The sequence below is a fragment of the Rhodococcus sp. IEGM 1379 genome (genome assembly GCF_030056815.1).
Classification (GTDB): domain Bacteria; phylum Actinomycetota; class Actinomycetes; order Mycobacteriales; family Mycobacteriaceae; genus Rhodococcus_F.
Genome location: NZ_JASHKR010000003.1, coordinates 44695 through 64013, shown reverse-complemented (window position 1 = coordinate 64013; position 19319 = coordinate 44695). Strand labels below are relative to the sequence as shown.

19 protein-coding genes and 2 pseudogenes are annotated in these 19319 nt (G+C 59.8%); 6 read left to right on the top strand and 15 right to left on the bottom strand.

The window, feature by feature from the left end; translation table 11 throughout:
- Positions 1–9: 9 nt before the first annotated feature.
- From QM600_RS02875 to QM600_RS02845, 7 genes are all read right to left on the bottom strand, one after another.
- Positions 10–297 (bottom strand): YdhR family protein, encoded by a 288-nt coding sequence (locus QM600_RS02875; protein ID WP_283259973.1) that lies wholly within the window; start codon positions 295–297, stop codon positions 10–12.
- A gap of 22 nt (positions 298–319) precedes the next feature.
- Positions 320–1510, bottom strand: a complete 1191-nt coding sequence (locus tag QM600_RS02870) for a MalY/PatB family protein (RefSeq protein ID WP_283259972.1) — start codon at positions 1508–1510, stop codon at positions 320–322.
- Positions 1511–1593: 83 nt separating this feature from the next.
- Complete coding sequence (locus tag QM600_RS02865; RefSeq protein WP_283259971.1) at positions 1594–2772, bottom strand: metal-dependent hydrolase family protein; 1179 nt, start codon at positions 2770–2772, stop codon at positions 1594–1596.
- 89 nt (positions 2773–2861) lie between these two features.
- Positions 2862–3824, bottom strand: coding sequence for a transporter substrate-binding domain-containing protein (locus QM600_RS02860; protein WP_283259970.1), 963 nt, complete (start codon positions 3822–3824; stop codon positions 2862–2864).
- A gap of 88 nt (positions 3825–3912) precedes the next feature.
- A complete protein-coding gene (locus QM600_RS02855) occupies positions 3913–4674 on the bottom strand; it encodes an amino acid ABC transporter ATP-binding protein (protein WP_283259969.1) in 762 nt (253 codons plus the stop codon).
- Complete coding sequence (locus tag QM600_RS02850) at positions 4671–5648, bottom strand: amino acid ABC transporter permease (RefSeq protein WP_502942851.1); 978 nt, start codon at positions 5646–5648, stop codon at positions 4671–4673. Before QM600_RS02850 ends, QM600_RS02855 begins: the two co-directional genes overlap by 4 nt.
- Positions 5649–6433: 785 nt before the next feature.
- Complete coding sequence (locus tag QM600_RS02845) at positions 6434–8458, bottom strand: MFS transporter (RefSeq protein ID WP_283259968.1); 2025 nt, start codon at positions 8456–8458, stop codon at positions 6434–6436.
- 175 nt (positions 8459–8633) lie between these two features.
- Here QM600_RS02845 and QM600_RS02840 point away from each other — a divergent pair, with 175 nt between their 5' ends.
- The 3 genes from QM600_RS02840 (at position 8634) to QM600_RS02830 (ending at position 9928) form a co-directional block, all read left to right on the top strand.
- Positions 8634–8822 (top strand): DUF1918 domain-containing protein, encoded by a 189-nt coding sequence (locus QM600_RS02840; protein WP_094273627.1) that lies wholly within the window; start codon positions 8634–8636, stop codon positions 8820–8822.
- 94 nt (positions 8823–8916) lie between these two features.
- Entirely contained in the window at positions 8917–9516 is a 600-nt protein-coding gene (locus QM600_RS02835) for a TetR/AcrR family transcriptional regulator (protein ID WP_502942850.1), read from the top strand.
- Between the two features lie 55 nt (positions 9517–9571).
- Positions 9572–9928 carry a PLD nuclease N-terminal domain-containing protein gene (locus QM600_RS02830; protein WP_283259966.1) on the top strand — a complete coding sequence of 119 codons (357 nt, stop codon included), beginning with the start codon at positions 9572–9574 and terminating at the stop codon, positions 9926–9928.
- Between the two features lies 1 nt (position 9929).
- On the opposite strand, the pseudogene QM600_RS02825 reads toward QM600_RS02830, so the two are convergent.
- A pseudogene (locus tag QM600_RS02825) lies at positions 9930–10336 on the bottom strand (LysR substrate-binding domain-containing protein); the annotation flags it as partial.
- On the opposite strand from QM600_RS02825, the pseudogene QM600_RS02820 reads away from it, so the two are divergent.
- Positions 10332–10613, top strand: a pseudogene (locus QM600_RS02820) (EamA family transporter); the annotation flags it as partial. The pseudogenes QM600_RS02825 and QM600_RS02820 overlap by 5 nt on opposite strands.
- Positions 10614–10658: 45 nt before the next feature.
- On the opposite strand, the gene QM600_RS02815 reads toward QM600_RS02820, so the two are convergent.
- The 6 genes from QM600_RS02815 to QM600_RS02790 form a co-directional block, all read right to left on the bottom strand.
- On the bottom strand, positions 10659–11918 hold the full coding sequence (locus tag QM600_RS02815) for an RCC1 domain-containing protein (RefSeq protein ID WP_283259965.1): 1260 nt from the start codon (positions 11916–11918) through the stop codon (positions 10659–10661).
- A gap of 207 nt (positions 11919–12125) precedes the next feature.
- The gene (locus QM600_RS02810) at positions 12126–13049 is read right to left on the bottom strand and encodes an NADP-dependent oxidoreductase (protein ID WP_283259964.1); all 924 of its coding nucleotides are present in this window, start codon (positions 13047–13049) and stop codon (positions 12126–12128) included.
- Positions 13050–13154: 105 nt separating this feature from the next.
- The gene (locus QM600_RS02805; RefSeq protein ID WP_502942849.1) at positions 13155–14018 is read right to left on the bottom strand and encodes a DUF1206 domain-containing protein; all 864 of its coding nucleotides are present in this window, start codon (positions 14016–14018) and stop codon (positions 13155–13157) included.
- Positions 14011–15264, bottom strand: a complete 1254-nt coding sequence (locus QM600_RS02800; protein ID WP_283259963.1) for a fatty acid desaturase family protein — start codon at positions 15262–15264, stop codon at positions 14011–14013. Before QM600_RS02800 ends, QM600_RS02805 begins: the two co-directional genes overlap by 8 nt.
- 66 nt (positions 15265–15330) lie before the next feature.
- Complete coding sequence (locus QM600_RS02795) at positions 15331–15486, bottom strand: DUF6131 family protein (protein ID WP_283259962.1); 156 nt, start codon at positions 15484–15486, stop codon at positions 15331–15333.
- A gap of 74 nt (positions 15487–15560) precedes the next feature.
- Positions 15561–15734, bottom strand: a complete 174-nt coding sequence (locus tag QM600_RS02790; RefSeq protein WP_283259961.1) for a CsbD family protein — start codon at positions 15732–15734, stop codon at positions 15561–15563.
- A gap of 271 nt (positions 15735–16005) precedes the next feature.
- Between QM600_RS02790 and QM600_RS02785 the strand changes: the two genes are divergently transcribed.
- Together QM600_RS02785 and QM600_RS02780 are read left to right on the top strand one after the other, a co-directional pair.
- Positions 16006–16752 (top strand): TetR/AcrR family transcriptional regulator C-terminal domain-containing protein, encoded by a 747-nt coding sequence (locus QM600_RS02785; protein WP_283259960.1) that lies wholly within the window; start codon positions 16006–16008, stop codon positions 16750–16752.
- A 620-nt stretch (positions 16753–17372) separates the two neighbouring features.
- Positions 17373–18002 carry a hypothetical protein gene (locus tag QM600_RS02780; protein ID WP_283259959.1) on the top strand — a complete coding sequence of 210 codons (630 nt, stop codon included), beginning with the start codon at positions 17373–17375 and terminating at the stop codon, positions 18000–18002.
- Between the two features lie 421 nt (positions 18003–18423).
- Here QM600_RS02780 and QM600_RS02775 read toward each other — a convergent pair whose 3' ends face one another.
- On the bottom strand, positions 18424–19236 hold the full coding sequence (locus QM600_RS02775) for a mycofactocin-coupled SDR family oxidoreductase (RefSeq protein ID WP_283259958.1): 813 nt from the start codon (positions 19234–19236) through the stop codon (positions 18424–18426).
- Positions 19237–19319: the final 83 nt, after the last annotated feature.

Genomic DNA, 19319 nt, shown 5'->3' with positions numbered 1-19319 from the left:
CAACGATTTTCAGTCGTCCAGAGTCATCAGAACTTCGACGACCTCGAGCTTGACCTCGCCGATTACGCCGAAGCGCTCAGCGACACTGGCGACGATGGGGCCGTTGACGTAGGCGTCGACGGCTTCCTTGGTTTCGAAGAGGTAGACGCCACCCAGTTCGCCGGTCTCGTGGTTCCGGATGTAGTACTTCTGTGTGAGACCTTCGAGTGCGCGAAACTTCTCGAAACCCTCACGGGACTTGCGCTCGGTTTCCTCGTCAGATGCCTCGATCTTCATGCGCATAGAGACGATCCACATAGTGTTCTCCTTATATGTTGTGTTACTTAGTGATCCGACGCTGCTTGAGCGCGCCGGCCATGGCCGCCACAGCCCGTTCGATGACCGGGCGAGATGTGGCGAAGTTGAATCGGGCGTGTCCGCGGCCGTTCGGTCCGAAAGGGGATCCGGCGCTGAGCGCGACCCGGGCGTGTTGGAGAAAGAAATCAGCAGGCTCGGTGTTGAGTTCCAGGTCACTGCAGTCCAGCCAACCGAGGTAGGTGGCTTCGGGCGCGACGTATCCGATTCCCGGAAGCCGATCTGCCAGCAATTCGGCCAGCAAGCGGCGGTTTCCGTCGAGGTAGCTCACCACGTCGTCGAGCCATTCACTGCCGTCGCGGTACGCGGCAATGCTCGCACGGATGCCGAATGGAGTGGCGCCGTGGGTTTTCAGGAGCGACAGCGACTCCCAGCGTTCCTGATCGGCATCGTTGGAGAGGATCACCTGTGAACAGTTCAGCCCAGCAAGATTCCAGGCTTTGGTCGCGGATACTGCCGTGATCGTATGCGCTGCAGTGGTTTCGGAAATACTTGCATACGGAATGTGTTGGGCGCCGGGAAATACCAGGGGAGAATGGATCTCGTCGGAGACGACCCGAGCTCCGTATGAATCGACGATTGCGCTCAGTGCCGTAAGTTCGTCGCGTCGGAACACGCGACCGATCGGGTTGTGAGGTTGGCAGAGGATGAGGGTTTTGGCGCCGCGCGCGAACGCGGCCTCGACAGCGGGAAGATTGAGCGAGGCATCGAGACCGTGGCCGAGCATGGGAGCCTCCATGACTGGACGCTCCAGATTGTGTGCCAGCGCGAAGAACGGCATGTACGCGGGAGTCGGAATAACGACCCCGGATCCAGCCGGGGAGAAGGTTTCGATCGCCACCCCGATTGAGTGAACTACATCGGGAAGTATGTGTACTCGAGCGGGATCTACAGTCCAACCGTAGTGCCTCGATTGCCAATCAGCAACTGCTGCAGGAAGATCCGTACTTTGTCCGCGTGGGGCATAGCCGAACTCCTCGTGTTCGACTGCGTTGCGTAGGGCTTCGACCACGGGTTCGGCTGTGGGGAAATCCATCTCGGCAATCCAGAGGGGGAGTACATCCTCTGGATGGGCCGTCCATTTCAGTGAGCTCCGCCGGCGAAGATCTTCGATCGACAACCGGTCGAAGGGGTGTTCCGAACCCGACGTTGACATGGGAGCTCCTTGAGGCACTGTGAATGAACGAACGCTGCGTTGTAATCGGCTAGTTGCACGGAAGTCGACTCAATCTGGTCACTTCATCGTGGCTGGTTGATGACCGGGTAATCCCGTCCGCGCGCAATGATGCGTGACAGTCGGCGGACAACCGAGATATCTGCGCGCGGATCGCCGTCGACTACCAGTAGATCGGCATCGAAGTCTGCCTCGAGTCTGCCGGTCGTGCCGGCGATGCCGAGTGCTTCTGCAGCGTCGCGCGTGGCCATCGCAATGACTTCCTCGTTGGAGAAGCCCAGCGATGCTAAGTATTCCAATCCGCCGGCATATTCGTCGTGTGGAGTATTTACGATGCCGGCATCAGTGCCCGCCACGATGCTGATGCCGAGACGCTTCATCTCGGGCAAATTCTCGCCGATCTTCGTACCGAAACGTTCGCTGTACGTTTCGGCATTCAGATTGATTGTCGGGCACACAAAAATTCCTGCAGCCGCGATCTTCACAGCAAGTTCACGGTCGAAAACGTGTCGATGGTCTTCGTTGACAAACGTGCAGTGTTCCAGCGTTGACACCCCGGCGTCGACGGCCAGTCTGACGGCATCGGTGCCGTGAGCGTGCGCGGCAACTTTCATACCGAGTACGCGCGCCTCGTCGACAATGACCTTCATATGCTCGTCTGTGTACTGGTTGATCCACGGTAGCGAACCTTTGGTCATCATTCCGCCTGATGACATGACCTTGATCAGATCGACGCCCTCCCTGTGATGGGTCCGCACGATCTTGCGTATGTCGTCGAGGCTGTCGGCTTCGCCGCCCATGAACCAACAATGTCCGCCGGTAATGGTCACCGGTGGACCGGTCACCAACATTCGAGGTCCATACGCTATGCCCTGATCAATCGAATCACGGACAGTGACATCGAGGAAGGATCGCGCGCCAAGATCTCGTGCTGTTGTGACACCTGCACTCAACAAAGCACTGGCATTGTGAAGCATTAACACCAGTTGCTGTCTGTCATCTTCCGCACGCATGCGCGCGACTGGATCCAGGCCGCCGTCGAATGCGAGGTGCACGTGCGTATCGATCATTCCCGGCATGATCGTCGAATCAGGGTAGTTGCTCCGATGTATACCTGCGTACTCAGGCGGAAGATCCACTTCGCTTCCAACCCAAGCGATTTTGCGCTCGGAAACCACTACTACGCCGTCCGGGATAGCTGCCGAACCTGTCAGCACAGTGCCGGCGGTAAGTACCTCAGTCATGTGGCCTCTCGAGTTCTGTTCCGAATCATGGTGAATTGTGATTTTGTCGGGACTGTCAGGATGGGGTCTAGTTTTTGATTGAGTGCGAATCAGCTTGTCGGCGTGTTGACTACACACTTCTCAATCGTCGAGTCGGACATGTTCCATCGGGACATGACCTTCGCGTAATCTCCGTTGTCGATCACATGGTTGATGGCATCGCACATCGGCTTGGCCATTCCGTTTCCGCGCATGGACACGGTGCCGATGATGCCCGGATTGACGTTTGCGGGTTGTCCGCCGACCTCAATCTTGGAATCGGGGAGCGCGGATTCGTGTGCTGCAGTCGCGCCGACGGTGAGGTACGCGTCGACAGCACCGGACTGTAATGCCAGAAGGCTGGCAGCGGACGTCGCGAAGTATTTTATGTCAATCGGTGCGAGACCCTTGGCGGCAAGATCGACGTTCCACTGCTGTAGCAACTTGTCCTGTGTCGTCGCAGCCTTTGTTGCGATGACCTTGCCGGATGCTTCTTCTGGAGTCGTGATCCGGAGTCCGGAGTCCTTCTTTACTTCGAAGCTGGCCAAATCCTTTCGGTACGAGCCCATATCGTAGGATTCCAACCTCGCCGGTGTGATGGTGATGTTGCCGATGCTCGAATCGTATTTGCCGCTTGCGAGTCCGAGGAACAGGTTTTCGTAGGACGTGTTGACGATCTCGAGCTTGAGTCCGAGCACGCCGGCTACCAGCGCTGCGATATCGGGATCGAGTCCGACCAGTGTCTTGTTGTCCGCTCCGACAAAGGCGAGCGGGGGAGCGCCGTTCGGGGCAGCACCGATTGCGTTGATCAGTGTGCCTCTTTCGCGGACGGTAGCTGGCACCTCGGCGGCGATGGCGTCGACTTTTGCCGGAATGATTGGCTCTTGGTCCTGGGGCAGAGTGGACTGATCGTCGGTGGCGGCGGATGCCGACCGACTGTCTACGGGTGCGGAGCAGGCAGTGAGGGCGGTGACTACAGCCATCACGCTCAGGCCTGTCGCTATCCGTCGATAGCGCTGTGTTGTCGTTGTCATTTTCTGCTCCTCGGCAAGTGTTATTTCCTGCTCTGCAGCAGGGGAATTGGTTGATGAAGTCTTGTGGCAGTTGATTATTGGTGCTGTTTCAGAGCACCCGGGAGAGGAAGTCTTTGGTGCGTCCTTGTCGGGGGTGATCCAGGACTTGGCTCGGTGGACCCTGCTCGACTATCTGCCCGCCATCCATGAAGATGACCCTGTCCGCGACTTCGCGGGCGAATCCGATTTCGTGTGTAACAACGATCATCGTCGTGCCCGAACGGGCGAGCTTCTTCATGACATCGAGGACCTCTCCGACCAATTCCGGGTCGAGCGCTGAAGTGGGTTCGTCGAACAGGATCAACTCGGGTTCAAGCGCCAGTGCGCGGGCGATGGCTACACGCTGTTGCTGGCCGCCGGAGAGTTGCCGGGGGTACGCCGAGCTTTTGTCCGAGAGTCCGACTTGATCGAGTAGCTCTACGGCCAAATCGTGAGCATCGGATTTAGACTTGCGGCCGATTGCGATCGGAGCTTCGACGATGTTCTCCAGAACAGTCATGTTCTGAAAGAGGTTGAAGTTCTGGAACACGAATCCGATGTTCGAGCGCTGTTTGAGGAGGTCGCCAGCTTTTAATTCGCGTATGCGTTTTCCGCTGACTCGATACCCGATGAGCTCTCCTGAAACGCGAATGTATCCGGAGTCGAGTTTTTCCAGAAAGTTGATGCCGCGCAGGAGTGTTGACTTTCCTGACCCTGACGGTCCGAGGATGACAGCGACCTCTCCGGCATCGACAGTGAGACTGACTCCCACGAGCACTTTGTTGGCACCAAAACTCTTGTGCGCGTCGTAAACCTCGACAACAGGATTCATCGGGCACCCAGTTTTGTGAGCGTAGTCATCTGCATCCTCAATTTTTGTAACGGCGTGGGCGGTAGTGTGCGTAGTGCTCCCTTGGAGAAGTGCCGCTCCAGGTAGAATTGGCCCACTGACATGACGGATACCAAGATCACGTACCAGACGGATGCGACCATGAGAAGCGGGACGATCTGACCGCTACCGCCGTAAATCACCTGAACTTGGTAGAAAAGCTCGCCGATGGCGAGGACATATACAACGGATGTGCCCTTGAGCAAGCTGATGATCAAATTTGCAGCGTTAGGGAGGATGGTGCGCATGGCTTGTGGGAAAATGATTCGACGGAATTGGCGAAACTTCGGAATTCCCAGTGCCGTACCAGCTTCCAGCTGCCCCTGATCTACTGAAAGTATGCCTGAGCGAACGATTTCAGCAGCGTATGCGGATTCATGCAAGCTCAATCCGATGATCGCTGCACCCACTCCGCTGATCAGATGGAGGGTGGGGATCTCTGCGAACGACGGACCGAAGGGAATTCCGATGCTCAATGTTGAGTACAGGTACGATATGTTGCCCCAGAAAAGTAACTGGACGATGAGCGGAATAGATCTGAATAACCACACGTAGCTCCAACTGGTGGCGCGGAGTATGGGATTGCTGGACAATCGCATCATCGCCAAGACGACACCGCCGGCAAAGCCGATGACACCACCGAAGAGTGTCAGCTGCAATGTCAGGAGAACAGCGTTCATGATCGATTTCTCGAAGAGCCACTCGCTGAACGTTTTCCAGTCCCAGGCGGGGTTTGTCAGCAGTCCGCTCACGAACATCGCGAGTAGCAGTAGCACGGTTGCACCACCAACCAGACGCCATGGGTACCGTGCCGGGGTTACCGGCAGTTCAGTCAGTGATGCCAAATCGTAGGGTGCGTCGCTGGATTCGGATGTGCGGTCACGCTCGAGGCGTTGACGGGTAGTCGATGTGTTCACACGGGCTCCAAGGAAGATGTGACGAGAGTTTCCTCCCTGGACACGGGTCGGGGAGGGATGGGTCGTTTGTGCAACGAGGGGTCGGTCGATGTCCTTCGTTAAGTATCTGTGTTGTTCGATTCACTTGGTGTGCAGCAAAATTCGGTTCGGTCAGGCTATCGGTGATGCAGTTCGATACGACCCCGCGTGTGAGGGTTCGTCATCACTCTTCCCGATCTGGGGGTTGACGGCTTCGGTTAACCGTTGCATCGTGCCTTGCCTAGTCGGTTGTCTTGGCACCGTGGTGAGGGGTTTCGACGTTGAGTGCGCAGTTGAGACCGAAGCGTGGTGTTGCTCGGCCGGCGCGGGTCAATTCATCATTGCTATTGGTTGCCTGTGCCCTCATTCGAATCCCTTTCAGTCAGGTTCCCAGGTCCGAATGGAACAGTTATGCGACCGGCTGGTCCCATTACTTAACCACACTGTGATGTGACACACAAGCTTCTATGTGTCTGACGTGACTGTTGCCGGACAGCTTCTTTCGCTGCCGACGAAAAATGCTCGGGAGTGCCGTACGGTGTCCAGTCGCATCTAGTTCTGGACCGCGCAATGTCGGCTGTGGTCCCCAACCTTGCTGGGAGGAAAGGTTTTTCGGCATGCTTGGCCGGTGGACCTAGCTGTGGTCCAGTCTGTGGCAGGAGCTGAGGGTCACCCTCTCTGCTGCTGACCTTTGATTCCGAAACCAAGGGCTGCAGGTCCTCGCATACGACGAAGGCGCGGTCGAGCTTCGTGAGTGAATGACTGAATCAGTGGTCAGACTGGGAGACAAGTGCCGAGTCGAGGGGAACGTCGAAGTCGACCGAGGTCGATTGCGCAATCACGGCAATCTGCCGAGCCTGTGAACCCATACCGCCAGGTGCGAGTGCGGTGAGAATGTACCGCCCGGAAGCCGGTAGCGATATTCCGTAGTGTCCGGTCTCATCGGTGAGGGTCGAGGCGATGAATTCACCGGTCGGTTTGGTCAGCGTGACAATGGTTCCCGCGATGGACAGTCCGTCGACACTGACTGTCCCGGAGATCGTGAGCCGCTGGCCCAACGTCACGGTGTGCGTCGATTGTGCGTCTTCGAAGGTGAGGACCTGCGATGTGGGGGACCACCCGTCGGCGCTGGTGATCACGAGGTAGCGTCCGGGTTCCCGTAGGGCCAACGAGAACACGCCCTCGTTGTCGGCGCGGCTCCAATCCACGGGTTGGCCGTCCATGTCCATGACTGTGACCACGGCTTGCTTGACTGGTCTCTGATCATCGCGCACCACACGCCCGGCTACAACGATTTCATTCTCGGCGGAGGGGATTTCGAATCCCTCGGGCGTGACGGGTGGCAATGCGGATTCAGGTTTGGCGCCGTACCGCGGAATGAATGCCGCCGCAATGACTGCGCCTACTGCGGCAAGGGCGGCGAGCCAGAAGATATTCTTGAATGCGCCGAGTGCCGGCAATCCTTCGCCAGGCCCGGCGGGGATGACTATCGCAGTGAGCATGGCCGCGACCACGGCGCTGGACATGGAAGTGCCGACCGAGCGCAGCAGTGAGTTGAGTCCGTTGGCGGACGCGGTTTCGGTGATCGGCACAGACCGCATGATCAGCATCGGCATTGCCGAATATGCGATGGCGGTACCGATACTCACGACGGCAGCACTGATCACGATCAACGGAATCGAACCAGTGAGGAAAACGCGGGCGACATATGCGAGGGCGAGGACTGCGCCGCCGACCATCAGCGTGATCTTCGTGCCGAACCCTTTGGTGATCTTGGCGGAGACGGGTGCAAAGAAGACCATCGCGAGGCCCGCGGGGATCATGCACAGACCGGCTGCCATGACGCCGAGTTCGAACCCGTAGCCGGAGATCTTGGGCATCTGCAACTGCTGCGTCGTCGAAAGGTTGTTGGCGTACATCGAGAATCCGACCAGAGCGGAGGCAAGGTTGGTCAGGAGGACCGGCCGTTTTGCCGATGTTCGTAGATCGACCATGGGTTGGGTCACGCGAAGTTCGTACGGGAACCACACTGCCAGTACCGCGAATCCGAGGCCGAACATCAGGATTGTCGGCTCACTGGTCCAACCCCAGCGCGCACCTTTGGAGATCGCCAGAAGGAGGGCGGTCAGGGCAATGGAGAGCAGGATGGCACCCAGGAAATCGAATTTCCCGCGGGTTCGGACACTCGATTCCGGGATGACGAGGGCGACTGCGACTATCAGAAGTGCACCGACCGCGGCCGAGAGCCAGAAGATCGCTTCCCAGCCGAACTGTTCGAAGATGAAGCCGGACAGTGGTAGTCCCAGGGCGCTACCGATTCCGAGGGTCGCACTCATCAAGGCGGTTGCCGACGCGACCTTTTCCTTGGGCAGTTCGTCGCGCATGATGCTGATGCCGACCGGGATCATCGAGATCGCGAACCCTTGTAATCCGCGTCCGATCAGGAGCGTGACAAACGTGCCGCCGACGGCGGCGATCAGTGATCCGATGATGATCATCGTCATTGAGATCAACATCATTCGGCGTTTGCCGAACATGTCCGCGAGTCGCGACACGATCGGTGTTGCCACGGCGCTGGTCAACAGCGTCACGGTTACGAGCCACGACGCATTGTCCGAACTGACTCCGAGAATTTTCGGAAAGTCGGGGAGCAGCGGAATCACCATCGTCTGCTGCAGCGCAACGACTGTTCCGGACAGGCAGAGAATGGCGGTAATCAGTCGACTGGAACGGCGGGTGGCCGGGGCGAGCGGAGCGACAGGGGGTGTCGACGGTGCCGAGTGCAGAGCCAAGGGGCGTGCCTTCCCTCCAGTGCGGTGAATGATTGTTCACCATCAAGTGAACCACTGTTCACCACTTGGGCGCCACATCTGGGTGGTGTGGATTCAGTCACCGCGAGGTCTGCGGGTTATGAGGCGCCTCGGTGGGGAACACGCAAGGAGAGTGTTCGCTCGAGGGAGGAAATTCATGCATGCCCAGGTAGGTGATCGTCTACATGTGCAAGGTCGGGTTGTCGGTCAGGCCGAGACGTCGGCCGAAGTGATCGAAGTGCACGGGGAGAACGGTGCTCCGCCGTATCTTGTGCGTTACGACGACGGCCATGAAGTATTGGTGTTTCCGGGCAGTGACGGTTGGATAGATCATCCGAAGAAATAGCTGCTGAACTGCAAGTTTCTTTCTTTGCGTTAAGACTGTATTGAATACAGATAGAGTGCTCCGCGTGAGCGAGAAACGGCACTACAGTTCGCAAGTGAGGATCGATGCGGCCCGTCGAACGCGTGAGTTGATCCGTGACGCCGGTGCTGCACTCTTTGTCGAGAAGGGCTATGTCGGGGCGACAGCCAAAGACATTGCCTCGGTCGCGGGAGTTGCACCGCGAACGGTGTTCACCGCGTATCCGGGTGGCAAGCTCGAGATTTTCGAAGCGGCGTTGGCGCATGCGCTCGACGCGGACTTGGATACATCGGATTCGGGTGTGCGTGCGATCGCGTCGGATCCCGATGACGTTCGCAGGCTGGTTTCGCAGATCGTCGAACAAGGCATCGGACTGCTCGAGCGTGCAGGCACATTGATGATGGTGGCGGTGGAATCGTCGGGGGCCGATGCAGAAATGCGTCGACTAGCTCTCGAGACATCCGAGCAGTCGTCGGTCAATGCGATGTCGATTGCCGAAGGGCTTGCGGAACACGGGTTGATCCGTCGTGACATCTCGGTGGAGAAGGCGGCCGGAGTGCTCGCGGCACTGGTCTCGCCGCAACTGCATCAGCAACTTCGCAGCACCAGTGGGTGGGGTATCGACGACTATCGAAGTTGGCTCGAGTTCAATATTCGCGCCAATCTTATGTACTAATTGGTTTGTTCTCGTTAGCATGACGAGAGTTTTCGAACCCAGGAGGAAAAGAAGCGTGCCTTACGCATTATTCGGATTGATCACGATGTTGCTGTGGATCTTCTGCATCGTGGACGCCATCACTCGCGATGATGCGCACATCCAGCACTTGCCCAAAGTTGTATGGATTCTGGTGATTATCTTCCTCCCCACATTGGGTTCGGTTCTGTGGCTGATCGTCGGGCGCGGCCACAACGCGCCGGCTGGATACGTCGGGCCAACCGGATACAGCGAATACGAGCGTCCCGGACGGGCATTGGCACAGGATCGGGCTGCCGACGAAGAGTTTTTGCGCCAGTGCCGTGAGAGAGCTGAATCTCAGCGTCGGATCGGCAAGCAGCAGCGCCTCGACGGCGAAGCCGGCGGCGCCTGATTCAGCGGTACTTCATCAGTCCATCGAGCACGAGCCGAAGCGGTGGCCACGACGATCGTCCGCGTCGCGTCACGGCATAAGCCGTGAGGATGACTGGAGGGTCAGCGAGAGGCATGATCCGTACGCCCGGGCGGGTTTTGCGTTCGGCGGGCATGAGTCCAACGCCGTATCGGTCGAGGATCAGTAGCTCGACCAGATCGAGACTGTCGATCTGATGAGTGATCCGGGGTGTGAACCACGCAAGTGATGCAAGAGTGCGGACGGCTCGCTCGTCGGCCGTGTTTCGTGAGTTCACTATCCACGGCCTCTCGGCATACGAGCCGAGGTTGACGTGTGGCACCGTCGCATTATCTGGAATTCCCAGACCCAGGGCGTCGACCACAGGGGGATCGCCTCCAGCAGCGGACTCGCGATCCTGTTACCCGTCGTTCCCTTTGCCTTGGAAATGGTTTCGCTGCGAAGGCTCTCGGCAGCTGCGTTCGGGACCCTGATGAGTCTGGAACCCGCTTTCGTACAGTTGATCGGTTTTGTCCTGCTGCACCAGGTGCCGAGCCTCTTGGCGGTGGCCGGAATTGGGTGCGTAGTCGTGGCCGGTGTCGGCGCGGTGCGTGGGGGTGGACGGAAGGAGGCTGTTATCCGTATCGAACCGCCCGCGCCAGAGCGAACGTACCTCTCGTCGCCTTAGATAGAACGAAAGGCGCGTTCGCTCAGCGGCGACTCGCGCTCGCTGTCAGGATCCGAAAATCGGGCCGAGGAAATCGAGAGACCCGGTCGACGGCGGGGCGGCTTCGGTAACCTCCATCGTCACCGGTAAGGGATCGGAATCGCCCACGCTGTTGGAGGCGATCACGGTGAAGGTGAATGTTCCTGTCTTGGTCGGGGTTCCGGACAATACTCCGGCTTCGGTGAGTATCAGTCCGTCAGGCAATGTCCCGGTGGAGGTGACAGTGAAGGCGGGGTATCCGGTCACGGTGAAGGCGTAGTTGTAAGGCTGGTCGATCGCACCGGCCGGCGGTGTCCCGGCGAGGGTGGGAGCTGACAGCGGATTCAGTGCGAGAGAATGCCCGCCGCCAGCGGAGATGGCGGTGTAGCCAACACCGGCCGCTGCCTGCCCGATGTTGTTGAGTCCCCAGGTGGTGATCTGGCCGTCGGAGCTCAGGGCGGCGGAATACCAGGTACCGGCAGAGATAGCGGTGTAGCCGCCGTCAGTGGGTGCGCCCATACGCTGCCCCATGCTCGCATCTCCCCAGATGGTGATGTGGCCGTCGGCGGTTAGTGCGAGGGAATGGTTGCCGCCGGCGGAGATGGCGGTGTATCCGCCGTCGGCTGGCATTCCATCGGCCTGCCTGTAATCGTTGTTGCCCCAGGTTTTGATGTGGCCGTCGGCGGTGAGTGCGAGGGAATGGTTGCCGCCGGCGGAGATGGCGGTGTATCCGTCGTCGGTGGGTGCGCCGGTGGTCTGCGCGCCCAGGTTGCCCCAGGTTTTGATGTGGCCGTCGGCGGTCAGCGCGAGAGAATGGTCTTGACCGGCGGAGATGGCGGTGTATCCGCTGTCGGTCGGGATGCCGTCGGCCTGCCCCCAGCTGGTGGCTCCCCAGGTCTTGATGTGGCCGTCGTTAGTCAGCGCGAGTGAATGGCTGCTGCCGGCGGAGATGGCGGTGTATCCGCCGTCGGTCGGGGTGTTGTTGGCCTGCCCGCGGGTGGTGTCTCCCCAGGTCTTGATGTGGCCGTCGTTAGTCAGCGCGAGTGAATGTTTGCCGCCCGCGGAGACTGCGGTGAAATCGCCGGAGGGTCCGGTGGCTTGCCCGGAGTCGTTATATCCCCAACCTGTGACGTGCCCGGCGGGTGATACCGGCACCCCGTCCGCCGCCGCGGCGGCAGTACCGATCGCACCACCTAGAGTCATCGTGAGTGCGAGCGCAGCGGTGCCGAATGTCGCAGCGGTGCGGGACCGTCGCTGGTGTGGGCGTAGCCGATCGAGAACAGTCACAGGTGTGTAGCCTTCCGGTTCTTCGCGCCCCGTTCTGGGGTGCATAGCGATCGCGTGAGGCAACCACCGAAGTGGAATATATCGGACATTTAGGCTGTGTGGAGTAGTTCGGCGTGGCCGTTTATGGCCATTATTTGATGTTAATCATGATGGCCACAAGTGCCCCCCTTTGTAACGAGGGGCCTCGTCGTGCGCTAGCGCGAGTACCTACGGAATTAGGATGAATTTTCCGGCTGGGTGCGAATTCTGTAATTCGGTATGTGCCTCCGCGGCATCGCAAAGAGGAAAAGTCTTGGCTATCTTCACATTCAACCGTCCGGATCCGGCAAGCTGGGCCAGTTCGGCCCGCGCATTCAGGCGCGCCTGCGCGCTCTCCGGAGTTCCTCCGCCGACGGAGAGGAAGCCATCTTCCTGTGCGCGTCCGAATGCCACGATCGTGACGATACGAGATTTGTCCGCCACCAGCGCCAGGGAGGCGTCGACGGCTTCGTCCGTGCCCGCGGTATCGAAAGCTGCATCGATAGAACCCAATTCGCGAACTCGCCCTTCGAGTCCGTCGCCGTAGAGGACCGGCGTCGCGCCCAGAGAGCGGACGTACTCCTGATTGGCGGGTCCGGCTGTTCCGATCACGGTGGCACCGCGGGCTACCGCAAGTTGAACCGCTAGTGCTCCGACACCACCGGATGCGCCATGGATCAGGACGGTGTCGCCGGAGCTGACCCGGATCGTGTCGAGTGCGTCGACGGCGGTGCCGCCCACCAGGAGGAGGCCAGCGGCCTGTTCCCAGCTGATCGAGGCCGGTTTCGGTGTGAGTGATGTGGCCGGGACAACTACCTGTTCGGAGTACAGGCCATTCCCGGGGCTGACGATTACCTCGTCGCCGACGAAAACAGTGGTGACGTCAGCACCGATCGCCGAGACGATTCCAGCGGCCTCACCGCCGAGGTGGATGGGCAACTTACTCGGGTCGGTGCCGAATGCGCCGCTGTAAAGCTTGTAGTCGAAAGGATTGACGCCGATTGCTTTGACGTCGACCAGTACTTCCCCTTGCCCGGGCGACGGAACCTCCACGTCGATCAGCTTCAGAATTTCGGGCGTTCCGTATGTCTGCGCTACAACAGTTTTGGTCATGTGTCGTACAACCGGCTCGGAGGGAACCGATATTCCCTTCAATCGATCATCTGCCGGTAGGAACGAGCAAGCTCGGCTGGTTGTGGGTTGCCCGATAGTGTCCAGCTACATCTTGGTGTATAGGGCCATCGCGAAACTGTAGAGGCCGTAGGTGATGATGCCGAGGCCGGCAACGGCGAGGAGCGCGACCCCGTAAGGCTGCGCGCCAAGGGTTTTGAATGCGCCGTCGAGTCCAGTCGCCTTGTTCGGTTCCGATTGACTGACGGCCAGGATTAGCAGCACCCCGACAGCCGCGATGGCCAGTCCCTTCGCGATGTATCCGACGGTGCCCAGCCACTGCACGAGACGGCCGGTGGTGCCCTCTAGGTCTTCGAGGAAATTCTGGCTGACACCCTTGTAGACGTGGTAACCGCCGATCGCGACGATGATCAGCGCGCCGGCAACTAGTGCGGCCGTGCCGACGCCGGATTGCATCAGACGCGTGGTGATCCCTGCGCTCTGTCCGCCACTGGACTTTCCGCTGCCGCGCGCGAATCCGAATGTTGAGAAGGCGAACGCGAAGTAGACCACAGCCAGGGCGAAGGCTTTGACCCGATCGATTACTTCGGCGGTCGTGCTGTCGGCGTCGGGAGTCGAGGAGCTGCCGAGCGCAGCTTCAGCGAGCCGCCAAAGCCCCATGATCGTGAACGCGACCGTACCCACCCACAGCGCAATGGCACCGCCCGGCTTGCCGGCCAATTCCGCCAGGGCACCGGATTGGTCGGCGGTGCTGCCCCCTCCGCCGAGGGCGAGGCGGATGGCGATATAGCCGATGATCAGGTGGACGATTCCGCTCACGACGAAGCCTGCGCGTGCGAAGTGTTCGAAGACGCTGTTCTGAGCCACCCGTCCCGCGGTGGACGACGAGTTGTCGTACGAGTCCGATGAAGAATTCGCAGTGGACGGGCGGGGTGGGTCGGTGTCAGGCACGGCGATCGGACCGTTCGAGGGATGAATTCGTCCGCCTGCGGGCGCGACGGTCGATGGACATCCGTTGCAGCGCGGTTCGGAGCCCAACCCGAGGGTCCGGAATTGCTCTTGTCGACGTTGGGAAGGCGGTCCGAAATTTCAGTTCGGAAGCAGTCTCCGGAGCATCGTCCGAAGTCGAACTGAGAAACCTGTCAGGCAGTGACAGTTTGTGAATGGTACGAAGTACCAGAAGATATTGCCGTGTAAGGGAACCGGTGGTGTAGGGCAGATCGTATTTTTCGCACAATGCGCGCACCTGGATGGAGATCTCCGCGTAGCGGTTGCTGGGGAGATCTGGAAAAAGGTGATGTTCGATCTGGTAGCAGAGGTTGCCGCTCAGGAATGCCATCACTCTTCCGGCACGGAAGTTGGCTGTGCCGAGCATTTGTCGCAAGTACCATTCCGCCCGAGTCTCGTTCTCGAGTTCTGCGAGGGTGAACTTCTCGGCGCCGTCGGGGAAATGCCCGCAGAAGATCACCACATAAGCCCAGACGTTCCGAAGCACATTCGCGGTCAGATTCGCGGCCAGAGTTCGCCGCCAGCGACGTCCACTGAGAGCGGGAAAGAAAAGGTAATCCTTACCCACCTGGCGGGCGATCTTGCCAATCAATGCTCGCGTGTGGTCGGTTTTCGCGGCATCCGCACGGTCCCGTTCGGAATACAGGCTATGCAGGGCGATTCCCCATTCGAACGTGGCCGCCAGCAACAGATTTCGCAGCGGTTGCAGTAGATTTTCGGGCCGCCACGGCTGGTCTCGGGTGATGCGAATGACGCCGTAGCCCAAGTCCTCGTCCATCCCGACGACGTTGCTGAACACGTGGTGACGATAGTTGTGGGAGTAGCGCCATTGCGAAGAGAGTCCGACCATGTCCCACTCCCAGGCGCCGGAGTGAATTTCGGGGTCGTTCATCCAGTCCCATTGGCCATGGGAGACATTGTGGCCGATCTCCATGTTCTCCACGCTCTTGGCAACACCGAGAGTTGCTGTCCCGATTACCCACGCGGGCTTGGTTGTGGTGCCGTGGATCATCAGTCGCGAAACGATATCGAGCACTCGCTGGAAGGCGATGGTTCGGTAGATGTATGAGGCATCCGCTTCGCCGAGCGATTCGGTTACCGATCGGCGGATGCTGTTCAGTTCGTCGCTCAGCGACTCGACGTCTGCCGCGGAAAGGTGTGCGTATTCTTTGATGTCGGAAATCGCCATAAGTGTTTTCCTGCAGTGGTTCCCGCGACCGCGGACGTCATGACGTGGTCGAATGATGGAAGGTGGTCAGTAGTAATGGCGTCGGCCGCCCACCGCATGGCCCATCGACCCCATGATCTCCATCACCGCTCCGACGAGGATCAGTGCGATCCCGACGTATAACAGGATGGGGACGCTGATTATCACGCCCACGATGGCGAGAATGATGCCGAGAATAATCATGATGACTACCTGATTTCAGGGTAGGTCGGATGCGTGGCGCTTTGTACGGCGCATTCGGATATCGGTTGTGGGATCTAATGTTTGAAGGCGTCCTTGACCTTCGTGCCGGACTGTTTGAGGTTGCCCTTTGCCTGATCGACACGTCCCTCGGCCTCTAGTCTGCGATTTCCGGTTGCCCGGCCGACGACCTTCTTCACCGAACCCTTGGCAGCCTCGGCTGAATGTGCGATCTTCTTACCCGTATTCATGGTGGGAATCTTCTTCCGCTGGTGTTGGCAGGCTCAGCCCGACTATGTTGGTCGGACTCAGCTCCGACACGGCTAGCGCTCCGATAGCGATGCTGTAAAACAACGTCCGATGACGCCGACAGCAATCGGGGCGATCAGTCCGAAGAGGATGATCATGATGGCCTCTCAGGGCCTACGTGCACTATCCAGTGAACGCCGAGTTTCCTTAGGTGTCAACGGTGTATATCTACACTTTCGGCCTACAGTGATAGGTAGCCGAAAGGAGACCGCGATGGCTGAGTCATCCACACATCGCAGCGCCGGTCCCGTCGGCAGCGACTCAGACGGCATCGGCTCAGACGGTGGCGCGCTCACCAGAGAGCACATCCTTGCCTCGGCGCTCGAAATACTCGATCGTGATGGCATCGAGGGACTTTCGATGCGGCGCCTCGGAAAGGCCCTCGGGCGGGATCCGATGACGTTGTACCGTCATGCGCCCAACAAAGCAGCGCTCCTCGACGGGGTCGCGGAGAGGGTCATCGACCAGCTTGTCGTCGAAACGTGCACCGACGACGGCGACTGGATAACTCAGCTGCGCTCGATTGCCCGGGGGTTTCGCCGGTTGGCGCTCGCACATCCTCACGTAGTTCCACTATTGCTCACGCGGCCGCTAGCGACCCCTCTGGGGCTGCGGCCGCTCGGGACCCTGCGCCCGCTCGAAGACATCCTGAGTCTGCTCAGCCGAGCAGGCTTCGCCCCCCGCGACGGGTTGAGCATTTACCGGGCCTTGTTCGGTTTCCTTTACGGACATGTCCTCGAAGAGCTGCAAGAACGCGTCGAACGACCCGACGAATCAGATCACTTGCTTCGGCTGGGTCTGCATCGGCTTCCGATCAGGGAATTCCCGATGGTGCGCGGCCTCGCGCCGGTTCTGGCCTCCTACGACGGAGCCGCTGAACTCGAACGGGGCTTGGATATCCTCTTTTCCGGCTTGACCGCCACACTGACCTTCCGTGACAGGCTCCCAGATAGCGATTAGGTGATTACGGCACGGTTTTACTGGTCCAGCGCTTTCTCGCGGCACCGGTGTATTCACCGTGCGGCGCGGTTTGCCCCGCGCCGCAAGGGAATTTGCATCCCGATCGGCAGAGAGTGCCACCCCCGAGCGCCTCGTACACCGCCGCGCCGGCTTCTCGCCGACGGCTCCGGCTACTGGATCCCGCTGACCGCCCACGCCGGTGATCGACAAAAACGGACTACTGGTGTCCGCGGGTCGGCCGCGTCTGCAGCTCCGGTGCGGGATCGTTGACCGAACGCTATCCACAGCGCGCCAACAACTGTCCGTCTCGGATGCGTATGCGCGGCTGCAAGGCCCGGAACGGTCGAGCGACAAACAACGCGCATGTGAGTCTTCCGATGCCCCGTCTTAGGTTCTTCGAACGAACGGGCTGTCGAACTTTGCAACGACAGCTGTTTGGCGACATCTTCGGCGGCTTGTTGTGCTGCGGGCGCCTCGATAGGGCACCCGGTGCCCGACAGCTGCCCGGACAATTCGCGCACAGCTCCGTTTTCATCATTGCTTCGTCTCGGTCCTGTGGAGGAGTGTGAGAGAGGGGGATTGACCCGTCGGCGCCGTCGAGGCGCCGCCCGAGGAGAAGGGTGTCGATCGTGTATGCACGCTCTACCACCATTGATGCGCAGCCGTCGTTCATCGACGTAGGGATCAAGCACATGCGCGATACCGTGATGCCCGCGCTCGCTGGCATCGACGGCTGCGCCGGACTGTCCCTGCTGGTCGACCGCAGTTCCGGCCGGTGCATCGCCACCAGTTCCTGGACGGACGAGGATTTCCTTCGCGCGAGCGAAGGCCCAGTGCTGCAGCTCCGTGCCGGCATGGCTGAGGTCTTCCATGGCACTGCCGCGGTTGCGCGGTGGGACATCGCCGTCCTGCGCCGCGATCATCGATCACGCCGCGGTGCTTGCGTGAGGGTCGCGTGGCTTCAGGTCGAGCCGGGCCATCTGGAGCGCGCCGTCGACGTGTACAAGATGGCCTCCCTGCCCGCGATGGAAGAGCTCGAGGGGTTCTGCAGTGCCAGCCTGCTGGTCGATCCTGCTGCCGGTCGCGCCGTGTCGTCGGTGACCTTCGACAGCGCCGCTGCGATGAATGGCAATCGAGAGGAGTCCGAGACCATCAGAACTTCGGGAATCCGTGAGTCCGGTGCGCGATTGCTCGAGTTAGGTGAGTTCGAGCTGGCGATCGCTCATCTGCACGTACCTGAGATGGCTTGACAACGATCGTCATCGGGTATGGGGTCGCTCGCTTCGGTGAAGACGGAGTCGACGAACGCCGAGCCGACCCGGCTCGACCGAGCCGACCCGGCTCGACCGGGGCGCGGGCGAGCACTAATTTCCGTCGTCAGGGAGACACTGAGCGACCTCGCGTAGCACTGTGATTCTCGGAATTATTCAGCACCTTTTTCCCCGAATTATGTGGCACGGAGAACACGACGAATTCTGTCGAGCATGCACGCGATGGATTAGTGACAGCATTGTCACATCAACGTGAATGTTCGGTTGCCGGTCCCGATCCCACGATAGCGACCTTGAGTCTGTCACTTGGGGTTGCCAGTGGTAGCTGAGAGGCGGTGAGTGTCCGAATTCCCGTGCGGTTCGCCCTGCGCCGCACGGGAATTCGGACACTCCGAGGCGATCAGCGGATCAGGGTTCCGAGGTCCAGTGGCATTGCGATGCCCGTGATGTGGTGTGCCTCGTCGGATCCGAGGAATGCGACAGCGGCGGCGATATCCTCGGGCTGGCTGACGGGATCGGGCAGTGTTTGCATGAAGATCGGGCCGAGGGTGTGCGCGTGGGCAGCGATGAGGGGCTGCATATCGGTCATCTGCATGCCGGTCGCAACACCGTGTGGGTGGATGGTGTTGACCCGAATGTTGTACTGACCCAACTCCGACGCCATGGTCTTGGCAAGTCCGGTGATGCCGTGCTTGCTGGCAACGTAGTGGCCGAGGAAGGGGAGTCCGCGCAGGCCGGCAACGGAACTGGTGAAGATGATCGAGCCGCCCGTGCCCTGTTTGATGAGGTGCGGGATTGCGGCTTTGGCGGTGTAGAAGACGCCGGTCAGGTTGACGTCCAACGTTTCCTGCCACTGCTCGGGCGTGATTTCCCACGACATGTTGGCAGAACAGATTCCGGCGTTGGCCACGACGACGTCGAGTCGGCCGAGTTCGGCAATACCGGCATCGAGCGCGGCGGAGAGTGCCGAGAAGTCACGAACGTCGGTCTTGGTGGCGATGATCCGACGATCGAGTGCCTTGACCAGTTCGACAGTCTCGGCGAGGTCGTCTTCGGTGGCACCGGCATAGGCGGTGGAATCGAACTGGATGCAGGCGTCGACGGCGATGATGTCGGCACCTTCCTGCGCGAGGCGAATTGCTTCGGCGCGGCCCTGGCCGCGAGCCGCTCCTGTGATGAATGCGACCTTGCCGGCGTAGCGATTTGATGACATCTCTGTACAACCTCCGAAATGACGAATGGACTTGTCCTGAAAAGTTAGCGCGACGAACGACGCTAAGGAGGAGCTTTGTCCGT